The organism is Adlercreutzia sp. DFI.6.23, assembly GCF_024462535.1.
Classification (GTDB): Bacteria; Actinomycetota; Coriobacteriia; order Coriobacteriales; family Eggerthellaceae; genus Adlercreutzia; species Adlercreutzia rubneri.
On record NZ_JANGBP010000020.1, the window covers coordinates 1 to 3,010 of the forward strand.

Sequence of the window (3,010 nt, forward strand, 5' to 3'; positions counted from 1 at the left end):
AACCGTCCATCTAGGATGGGCGTGAACGGCACGTGCATGTGGTCGCGGGCGGGCGTGCCATCCTTCAACACCTCGTCCTTGTGGACGTACCCGCCCATCATGTTCTCGATGCCGAACTTCTTCGACAGGTACCAGTACGTGAGACGGAAGAACCTGTCCTCATCGCCCTTGCGCACATTGTCGGGAAGCGTCACAACAACGTCAGCCATAACGACCGCATCCTTGCGCGTGGCACGCTTCCCTGCGGCCTTCTGGGCCTCGTTCACGCGCTCGATGCGGCTCTCCACCGTGCCCCAGTTCGGCTCGCCCTCGCGCGGCTCCACGCGCCCCACAACGAGCTTGCCGTCCTTGTTCGTGTAGTGGCCGACCACCAAGTCGTTCTTGATGCGCTCGGGGTCGATGTTGTCGCGCTCCAGGCTGCTGCGGTCGCGGCGGTAGTGGGCAAGCATGTGCCCGACCGATGGAGCCTTGTATTTCGCGATGTGAGCCATGGAAACCTCCGAACCGTACAGACTTAATCGACTAAAGTCTAGCACGTTAGACCTTAGCTGCGCTAAGGACGTGCCCTGCGGGGCTTCTCCGCAATCCTCCCAGCGGTCGAGATTGCTGCGCGTCATCGGTGGCGGCACCTCTTCCTTGCCCGCTCGGCTCCGCCGAGATGGAGGGGTAAAACCCCTCCAAACCACCCCGACGTATCGGTATCGGATATCGGATTCCCATGGGCGAGGTCGTAGTACCTCGCCCATGGGAATCCGAGCCGCAGCCCTCCCGCACTCGCAGACTTGGGCAAGGAAAGGGTCGATGGAGCAGAGCGTCCATCGACCCTTAATCAAGTCTGGTCTTGTGGCTTGACCGTTGCGTCAATTCCGCATTCCGCGAACGAGGGCTAAAGCCCCCGTGGTCGCTGAATGCTGCATTGACCCAACTACTGCGCCGCTTGCCGCGCATCAAACGCGGCTGTCTTGCAGTACTCCTTCATGACGTATGTACCGTTGTCGCAAAGGCAGCGGAACCACTCGGGGCGGTTCGCGCGCGCAAAGCGCAACAGGTACGCATACGAGTACTGGCCTTGCTCGTCCACGAAGTCCATCATCTCGCCGATGTACCCATACTTGTCGTTATCGCGGGTCTTGAGATCCGCGTAATCGGCGTTCTGGAATTCGAGCACATCAGCTTCGCTGTATTGATGCTTCTCTGGGTTGTTCAGATGGCAGAGGTAGCGGGCGCAGTTGCGTTTCGTTCCCTTTGGGATGATAGGGATTGGTCCATTAAGCGGTGCAACGAGTTCCTGAACCTGCTCGAACGATTTAACGCTGTCGAAAAACAGGATTCCATGCCAATGCGGCTTCTTTGGTGTACCGTCCTCGTTCACATCGGAATCGTGGAGCGGTGAGACAAGGCAGTCGACAAGCCAACCGTTGATAATCTCGCGCCAGTTCTCCGGCGCACTATCTGGATAGAACTCAAAGAGCCAGTAATCCTTACGTGGTGCACGTTTCTTTTCGTACTTCTTATCCGCACGTTTCTGGGCTTCAGACCTAGCCATGCTATAATCTCCTTGTCTTGAATGCCCCTGCTGCCGCCAAGCTTGCTGGGGCTTTTCTTTTTTTATCTGCGCTTGTAAACCTCGCGTCTATGCGCAACATCGACCACGAGAATGACGAGCCTGCCGTCATTGATGTCGCACAGGATTCGGTAGTCACCGACCCTGTATCGCCACACGCCTGCCAAGTTTCCCGTCAATGCCTTGCCCCTGCTTCTTGGGTCTTCGAGCTTCGCTATCTCGTCAAGCTCGTCAAACACCCGCGCGGCAACGCCCTTATCGAGCTTGCGCATCGCCTTGTCGGCGTTCCTCGTGAAATCAATTCGCCAGGCCACAGTGCGCCCTTACCTCGTCGATGCTGTAGGTCTCAAGCCTGCCAGCACGATAGTCCTCGATATCCTTGAGAATCCCGTACTCGTACTCGAAACGGTCGATAGCTTCTTGCAGGGCTTCGTTAACGTAGAAGCTCCTCGACCTGCCAGTCTCCTTCGCAAGACGGCTGTAGCGCTCGTTCAACTCGGTTGGAATCCTCATTGATGTGACCGCGGTAGCCATGTCGCACCTCCTTGTCGTGTATTACAGGTACTACTATAACACATCATCTAGCCCGCCCGCGATACGTCCTCTGCGGTGCAGCGTGGTCGCGGTTCCACGCATCCGCCGCCCGCTGCGCATCGCGCAGCACGTCATTAAGGCTCTGTTGCCTTGGCTGTTCCCTGCGCATCAGATATTCGAGCGGGCGCGATATTCGGCTTCTAAGCTCTTCCACTTTGATTCGCATTCCCGCAACTCCTGCTCTGATGCGGCTCGCGAGTCCATCGCACTTAACAACGATGTTATCGAGGATTGCGCCGCGCTCAGCTTTTCCCGCAGCTTCCCAGCCCCGAACCTCGGTAGCGATGGGTTGAAGCTCTCCAATGTCTCGCGCAACTCCGTCCGCTCGTTGCCGAAGATACTCCAATCGGTCTTGCTCATCTTCGATATCGAGCTTCACGTCCTCGAGCTGGCTGTCAAGCTCGGCAAGGTCACCCTCCTTGTCGGCAATCTCGGTAACAAGCTCTGCCTTACGCGCTTCGGCATCATTCAGTAAAGCGGCGGCTTCTTCCCTAGCCGCCGCGACGATTCGCGCCGCTTCGTCCTTCGCAGGTTCAACCACGGCCTTATCGACCGCACAGCGTACCTTGTCGATATCCACGGACTTGTCCGTGTATACACGCTGCGCCCGCGTCTCCTCGTCAAGCTCGATTGCAGGGCGGTAGCCCATGCGCCCCTCTAGGTAATCCCCAAGCTCCTTGTGCATGCTCTGGTAGAAGCTGCGGGGGCACATCTGCTTGTAGTTGAACCGTCCATCTAGGATGGGCGTGAACGGCACGTGCATGTGGTCGCGGGCGGGCGTGCCATCCTTCAACACCTCGTCCTTGTGGACGTACCCGCCCATCATGTTCTCGATGCCGAACTTCTTCGACA

At 57.8% G+C, this 3,010-nt stretch carries 5 protein-coding genes; all 5 read right to left on the minus strand.

Annotated elements, in window-relative coordinates; genetic code table 11:
• The coding region (locus NE591_RS12080; RefSeq protein ID WP_256156730.1) for a plasmid recombination protein at positions 1-491 on the minus strand (491 nt) is incomplete at its 3' end.
• 434 nt (positions 492-925) lie between these two features.
• Complete coding sequence (locus NE591_RS12085; protein WP_178606284.1) at positions 926-1,546, minus strand: replication protein; 621 nt, start codon at positions 1,544-1,546, stop codon at positions 926-928.
• A gap of 62 nt (positions 1,547-1,608) precedes the next feature.
• Positions 1,609-1,878: a type II toxin-antitoxin system RelE/ParE family toxin gene (locus tag NE591_RS12090; RefSeq protein WP_035138972.1), complete on the minus strand. Its 270-nt coding sequence runs from the start codon at positions 1,876-1,878 to the stop codon at positions 1,609-1,611.
• Positions 1,862-2,098, minus strand: coding sequence for a ribbon-helix-helix domain-containing protein (locus NE591_RS12095; RefSeq protein WP_035138971.1), 237 nt, complete (start codon positions 2,096-2,098; stop codon positions 1,862-1,864). The genes NE591_RS12090 and NE591_RS12095 overlap by 17 nt, the downstream gene beginning before the upstream one ends.
• A gap of 43 nt (positions 2,099-2,141) precedes the next feature.
• Positions 2,142-3,010 (minus strand): hypothetical protein (locus NE591_RS12100; RefSeq protein ID WP_256156731.1); only part of this gene is annotated, 869 nt, incomplete at its 5' end.